The 7148-nt window shown below is 37.1% G+C and carries 8 protein-coding genes; 2 read left to right on the top strand and 6 right to left on the bottom strand.

Annotated elements, in window-relative coordinates:
- Window positions 1–208 precede the first annotated feature (208 nt).
- Both HMPREF9420_RS11555 and HMPREF9420_RS11550 read left to right on the top strand, forming a co-directional pair.
- The gene (locus tag HMPREF9420_RS11555; protein ID WP_044078953.1) at window positions 209–931 is read left to right on the top strand and encodes a S24 family peptidase; all 723 of its coding nucleotides are present in this window, start codon (window positions 209–211) and stop codon (window positions 929–931) included.
- 126 nt (window positions 932–1057) lie between these two features.
- A complete protein-coding gene (locus HMPREF9420_RS11550) occupies window positions 1058–1459 on the top strand; it encodes a hypothetical protein (protein WP_007135893.1) in 402 nt (133 codons plus the stop codon).
- On the opposite strand, the gene HMPREF9420_RS11545 is transcribed toward HMPREF9420_RS11550, so the two are convergent.
- The 6 genes from HMPREF9420_RS11545 to cas6 form a co-directional block, all read right to left on the bottom strand.
- Complete coding sequence (locus tag HMPREF9420_RS11545) at window positions 1434–2021, bottom strand: hypothetical protein (RefSeq protein ID WP_147625678.1); 588 nt, start codon at window positions 2019–2021, stop codon at window positions 1434–1436. The two genes, HMPREF9420_RS11550 and HMPREF9420_RS11545, sit on opposite strands and share 26 nt — an antisense overlap.
- 439 nt (window positions 2022–2460) lie before the next feature.
- Entirely contained in the window at window positions 2461–2673 is a 213-nt protein-coding gene (locus HMPREF9420_RS11540) for a hypothetical protein (RefSeq protein WP_004378073.1), read from the bottom strand.
- A 376-nt stretch (window positions 2674–3049) separates the two neighbouring features.
- Complete coding sequence (gene cas7p, locus HMPREF9420_RS11535) at window positions 3050–3688, bottom strand: type I-PGING CRISPR-associated protein Cas7/Csp1 (RefSeq protein WP_007135891.1); 639 nt, start codon at window positions 3686–3688, stop codon at window positions 3050–3052.
- 15 nt (window positions 3689–3703) lie between these two features.
- Window positions 3704–5215: a type I-PGING CRISPR-associated protein Cas8c/Csp2 gene (cas8c, locus tag HMPREF9420_RS11530; protein WP_169309707.1), complete on the bottom strand. Its 1512-nt coding sequence runs from the start codon at window positions 5213–5215 to the stop codon at window positions 3704–3706.
- A 2-nt stretch (window positions 5216–5217) separates the two neighbouring features.
- Window positions 5218–5952, bottom strand: a complete 735-nt coding sequence (cas5p, locus tag HMPREF9420_RS11525; RefSeq protein WP_248628114.1) for a type I-PGING CRISPR-associated protein Cas5p — start codon at window positions 5950–5952, stop codon at window positions 5218–5220.
- Window positions 5953–5958: 6 nt separating this feature from the next.
- Window positions 5959–6735 carry a CRISPR-associated endoribonuclease Cas6 gene (cas6, locus tag HMPREF9420_RS11520; protein ID WP_007135888.1) on the bottom strand — a complete coding sequence of 259 codons (777 nt, stop codon included), beginning with the start codon at window positions 6733–6735 and terminating at the stop codon, window positions 5959–5961.
- Window positions 6736–7148 lie beyond the last annotated feature (413 nt).

Raw genomic sequence — 7148 nt, 5'->3', positions numbered from 1 at the left:
CCAATAATCGTACAAACGTCTGCTTTGTTCACATTTAACTTGTAAGATGCGTAGAAGTAAGTTTTCATATTCCTATATTTTTTAATTAAACATTCTTGTTTCTCGCCCCTTTTTTGTATTTTTGACGCGATGTTTATGTATTAAACATGTTGCAAAGATAGTGATAATTTTCAACTATCCAAATTTTTTAGGAGATAATTTTCAATTTATGTGCAAAATTTTATCAAGAATAGAGGAATTATCCAAGCAAGAGGGGATAACTATCGGCGCGCTGGAGAAGAAAATAGGCGCCAGTAAAGGCGTTTTATCACGTGCTATAGCGAAAGGGACAGACATACAAGCCAAATGGATAGAGTCTCTTGTTGAAAATTATCCCATGTATTCTACAGAATGGCTCCTCACAGGTAATGGCCCCATGCTTAAAGCTGCTACTCAAGAGTCACAAGTTACAGCGCAACTGAGCACACCAACAGCAAAAGATAGAATCCCTGAGGCTTTCCGATGTCTTGATGCGCTACATTTCACACATGAGTTGATACCTTTAGTATCACAAAAGGCTGCTGCAGGATTCGGCAACGCCGACTTTGCAATAACCGAAAGCGATGTAAAAGAGTATTATGTTATTCCAAAATGGAGAAGACAGCATGTCGACTTTATGATTGAAGTAACAGGCGACTCTATGCAACCTAAATATAATGCAGGTGATATCGTTGGATGTACCATCATTCACAACTCCGGTTTCATACAGTGGAATCGACCGCACGTCATCGCAACACGTGAACAAGGACTGCTCATCAAACGACTTATGCCAGGCACTACCGCAAACTCGCTCTCTGCAGTGAGCGAGAATATACAATATCCTCCTTTCGATATCCCCAAGGATGAAATTACAGGCATTGCACTCGTTATAGGGCACGTAAACCTCGAATAGCACTCCGAAATAGACGTACACAGACATTGACTTTCATCGCATCTCAGCTCTTGCTATTGTCAAGGCTTCCGTGCAGATTAACTGCATTGTGTGAACACATATTATTTATCTTAATATTATATAGATATGAAAGAAAACAAAAAATGGGAAGAGATGACTCTCAAGGAAAAATTTACAGGGTGTATTACTTTGATAATCTTTGCTATTATCGCGATAAACATTTTAGTGTGGGGATTTAAAAAGTGTAGTGCTCCTTCAGAAGAAGATATGCTTCCTCATACAAAGATTGAAGTAAAATCCAATGGAACTGTTGTCCCAGTTGCAAACTATCTAAAAAATACTCTGAATGACCCTAATAGTTATCAGTCGATAGAGTGGAGCAGAATCATTGAAACTGACAAAGGTGAATATTCTGTAAGACACAGATATCGTGCTAAAAATGCTTTTAATGCACTAATAGTCTGCGACCAAGTATTTTCCATGGATAGCCTCGGGAATATCATTAATGTACAGAATTACACAAAATAATTGTTACCCAAGGGCAGTTCAGATATTCAGCCAGTTTAACGAGTATGGTTATAACGGCAACCATTAAAAAGGTTGCCTTTATAACTTTCATCACACATTTAATTACTTTTGCACGCTTCTCCAATATGTTTGAATTGTAGTCGTAGCAATATTGATTTTCTTCTATAGCAGACACCAAGAGCGTGTGCTGGTATGCACCATTCGATTTATAAGCATCTATAAGCTCTTTGGTGATTAAATAACGTGGCTGGTTTCCCTGATGGATAAAAGGGTGTACCAATATCGACTTGGAAAACATCAATGCAGTAGCTATACCACACCCCAACCACAATACAACACACGGAAGCAGAACAGTTATATCCACACACCTAATCAAGTAAGCGGTTATTCCTGAGAAAACAGTAAGTAGGAAACCAAAAAGGGTATAGGCGCGATCTGTAGACTTGCGCAGCTGTTCAAGTGAACTTGCAACCAGCTTATCTGAACGCTCCAGTACAATTCTAAACGTTGTATCATTCAAACGCTCCCACTGCTCATCACTAATCTTAAATGTCTGTTCCATATTGCCCTCCTTATGCGCCACGCGCACGCTTTTTTATGATTTAACACCGCAAATATAGCTAAAAAACTCGATAAACAGGGCGTCTTACAAATTTTCCACTTACAAATAGATGGTAATAAACCCTATACCTTTGGAATATGGGAGGGGGTAAAAACGACAAAAACGAACGTAATCAACAATATTCGGTTAATGTGAGGGGGGCTAATTCAATTCTATTTATGTTAAAAGTGTCACCCCTAATGTCACCCCAATCGATACATTTCGTTTTGCACTGTCACCCCAATCGTCACCCCAAGTGTCACTCCAATCCCATTTTTTGCCCTAAAATCACCCGTTTAAAGACCCTATAAAATGGAAAAACGGCTTCCGACCGTTCAAATACGTGTCGAAAACCGTTCAAGTGTCGTTCAATCAGCGTTTTAGCTGTTCAAACGCATCCTTATTTTGTTGCCTTAGAGCGTATAAGTTCGCCTGCCCTGATACATGCCTTTTTATTCAGTACAACGCCTCCCTTGCTCAACCCTACGCGTTCTAATGAACACTGCTTTATCCCTATCTCCTCAGCCGTTAAAACGCTGTAAATCGCAGGAATAGAACCGAAATAATAGTTCTTTCGTCCCTGCATCAATTGCACATGTATTACCTTAGTCATATTTACTTCTTTTTGCTGCAAATATACAAAATAATAATTATATACGATATTTCAATGACTTATATTTTATTCTTTGCGACAAAATAAAAGGCAGGATGCAACTGCTTCTGCCATACTTCAAACATTCTCAAATCACCCGACAAAGCCTTTTCCTTCGCCTGTGCCGTCCTCTATCGCCTTCATGTTATAAATTACCCGTCTTCAATCAAAACGCCGTCTCATGTAGCCCTATTTTTCACCCATGTAACATTTATGCTTCAAACACTGTTCAAATAAGCCCCTAAATGTAACACGAATGTAACGCAATGTAACATTTCGTTTTGCAAGTCGCCTTTCTCTAATTTCGTCCTAACTGATTGAATATCAACGTATATAGTCATTTTCTATCATCTTCCATTTTGTTACATTTCGTTTTATGCCCCTTAAATAATTTTGCCCTACGTTTCCTTTCTACCTCTGAAGCATGTTTAGAATAGGCAGCTGCAACATTAAATCCATTTTCGTAAACAAAGCCCTTATGAATACTCAAAGATGTTACATCTAAGAAAAAATTCATCTTCATTAAATCATATTGGCTAAATTCTTTCGTAGCCAATGCCTGCTCTTTTGATTCACTATTAGTATCAATTTTTAATCTAACCAATAAATCCCTTCCAACCTCACTTTCAGACATTGCAATTGCTGGCGTAACAGAAAGAGGAGCCGTCCTACGGCCTGAATAATCTCCTTTAGATGGATGCATAAATCCACCCATATCTGCTCTTAAATCGCTTTCTATCTTATTTGTAACTCCGTCTCCATTAGACACAAAAGTTTTACCTTTATTAGGATCAGCTTCATTAAGACGAGCCATAGCTGTAAATAGTACATGGCGTTGCATTTGCCCCGAAATATAAACACATCCATCGGGCCTTCTCTTTATAGAAGAAGCATTCCCCAATAACTTTTCACCATTGTTTGCCATATGGTTCTCAAATGGAGCCAAAGATGACACTAAAATTCCTTTTATAACCATAACAATTATATTAACTTAAATATTTGAATAATCATTTTCTATAGACTCATTATTCTGCTCAGTATCTTCTACAATTCGCTGTATATCTTGCTCTTTCCGCAACCTTGAAAAAGAAATCAATAAGTTTTTAGCCTTACTCAACTCAAGTTCTCCACTTATTGCCTGTTCCATAAATAAAGAGGCTTCAGAAGGTGCATCAGAACCAGACAAGCGCCCCGCTCGCGTTATTACTTGAGCAATCAAAGCATCTCCGCTTTTAGCTGCAAAAGCAGAACTTTCCAGCTCTACAAGGAATTTAGCTTTTGTCTTTCGCAACTCTTCATCACTAGATTTCCCTTCTTCTCTCAACATTTTTTTTGCAGCTCTATACGCTACACCATTCAACCAGGAACCTAATTCCTTCGCTGAAACTACAACTTTAGCATCTATCTTTTCCATATTTTCAAAATATGTCGTTAATAATAACTTTAAATCCGCTGGATACTCTGCTCTAAAAGAGAGAAAATCCTTGAAGGCTGGTCTATTAAATAACTGAAGAAATCTTCCTGCAAATAAATCGAACACTTCATAGTCTTTCGTTTTTTCTACGACTTCATTAGGATTATACTTCTCTCTATCAACATACTTATACAGATTACACCAATAAATACTATCTACAATCTTTCGTAGACTTCCTTTACTTGCCAACTGTATTATATAATGATTATAGGTGAATACAGAAGCATTACCATAGCTCACAGTATAGATATCAGTATTCTCCAAGCATTTAATAACTCGCTTTGCCAACAAAGAGGTATCGCTATTTTTTACCATCTCCCCTATAGTTCCTAAAAGAGCTACGCTACATAAAGCAGGACTTCGAGGAGCATTAGGAAAATTTCCCCTAAAGATTTTTGGACGCTTAGGAATATAAATATCTTTTCCTTTCCCCCTTTTAGATGTTTTAACAACAACTCCTTCCATTAAGTCTGATTCAGAATTCACCAAAGAAATCCTTTTGAAAAGCTTGATAAAATCTATCAGATTTTCTACTTCCAAATCAGGAATGATGCATATATTCTCTTTCCCAGATTGTAAGCATGGTTTCAAAGTAGTTACAGTTGTTATTGCAGCAAGACATTCTTCATAAATCGTTGAAGTTGGTTTTCCCCGTCCTACTATTCCTTTATTAGAAAAAGTACAGTACTCTCCTACTATAGGCATAACAGATTGTGAAACTTTACAAGATTTTTGTAAGTCTTCATCTATATCCTTTCTAAGAAATTTATATATATTCGAGGCTTTCATCTCTGTTGAGATGATATTTGGAGACAAGTAGACAAAGTGTTTTGCATCATTCTTTTCACTGACGAAAGAGTACTTTACCTTTTCCTTACCGACAAAATCTTTAATCGGTTTCAAGCTAAAAGTATCCAAACCTTTTGCCAATTCTTGCTTGATATGATTATGCGTAATATCCTCTATGCTTTCAAGGTTATTCTCTTCAATAAGAAGTGCTTGTGCATATTTAATGTATGGATGTTTCATATTCATTCTAATGTTATATTTACCCAACCTTCACTTGTACCAAGATATCCAATATTATTACAACTCAGATGGTCATGCAATAGTCCAAGCAAACGATTATCAATCAATAACGAAAATTCAAAGGAACCCTCCATGACTATGAATTCACGAGAAGTGGGAGTTGTATAGAAAAAAGGGATTCCGCCCATATGCTTTTTTATCCAGGCTTCCTTTTTACTATTTGCTCCCAACTTATCCAACTCCTTATTCTTAATTTTATACAGCAAATCTTCATACAAATTATTTTTCTCCGTTATAATATTAATATCTAAATTCCGACTGCCATCCAAATGAACAAAAGCATTTTCCCGTCTATAATTTCTACTCCACAGATCCTTATAAATACAATAGCGCTGCAACTTGATTCTTGGTTTTTCAACTATTGAAAAATAATCCATAAGAAGAGGAAGATATGTTGAACCTGACACGTAATTAACTGTTTCAAGTCCTTGCGTTTCTCTGATCGATTTATAAGCTTTGAAAATAGATATCCTCAAAGGAAGATCTATATGCCAACCTAAAATATTTTCAAATAAGCCACAAATCATTTTTTGATTAGGAAACCTCATACTCTTATAATATGATCCAGGCATCTCACTCACCATTGATAAAGGTGCCAATGGTTGAATTCCCAAAGTTACTTTCTCTGTTAACTTAGGAAGTTCACTTAAAACAGATAAATCTAAATTTACTTGCATACACATTTACATCATTTCTATAAATCCAAAACCTTGAGAACACAATTCGCCCAAACCACCCTCATAAGCTATCTTCATCAATTCTATCGGAGCCTTCAAGCGGAAATCATAGCGATAGCCACGAACGCGAGTTTGCTCGGGAGTATCAGCCTTGATGGTAATAAGGACAGACTTTGGCTTATGAGTCAGCAACTCAAACCCAAATGAAGAAACATCTCCCGTAAAAGGATGACCATAAAACGATTCATAACGTGCAAGAAGCCCCTTCAACAAGCCCTCCTTATAATGATTGTCTAAAGGAGAGAGATATTGCACCCCATGATCTCTCTTCTCCCGAATACAGATAGAAGAGTTTACACGAAAAGTCATCGTTTCTTCTAACGTCACAGAAGACAAAGCTTCAACGCCAACCACATCCATAGCTACCCGATACACCCTATTTCCAATCACCACATGCTGATTGGCAAACAAGCCATGCACAAACTCTGCCGTACTCTTCTCGGGCAGGAAACTGACATACCATTCAATCCTATCTCCTATTATATTAATACACTGAGCATCTCGCAAAATACGATATTTCTCAAATTGAAAACGCGAATAGCAAAACAACTTGAAATGCTTTCCATTATCAAGCTGAAAGCCATTATCATGCAACCATGCCGAATAAGCTTTATCAGCATTCGACAAAATCTTATATATAACCGCAGATTGTTCATACTGATAGTTGATTGGCAAACAATCACCCAGACTGCGGTCTATTCGAAAAATAATCTTAAATTTCATGTATTCGAAGGTTACTCGTTTTACGTGATATTTTCGACCTCTAAGATACGGTTTTTGTAAATAATATCAAAATTAATCCACATCTTTTTGTAAGTATTTCAACAAGGAGTTTCAATTACGTGCATTTTCTAAGCAGATATAGAACTAAAATTAATAAAAAACAAACTATTACACGTCAAGCACTCCAAACACACGAATAAATTATCAATCTAAAAGTAGAACAAATCAATTCGGCGTACGCAAAAACGCCAAACCACTCGGGAAATGACTTTCGCCAAGCGCGGAAATATCAAACCCTTTGCGGAATGATTTGCGGGAAGTCCGCAAGCGCAAAATCCTTTAAAAAATGATTTGCGGGAGGCCCGCAAGCGTCAAAACCTTTAAAAAGCGATTTGCGGGAAGCCCGCAAGCAG

The organism is Segatella salivae DSM 15606, assembly GCF_000185845.1.
Lineage (GTDB): Bacteria > Bacteroidota > Bacteroidia > Bacteroidales > Bacteroidaceae > Prevotella > Prevotella salivae.
Note: the sequence above shows the minus strand (reverse complement) of the source record. Positions and strands in the feature narration are given on the sequence as shown.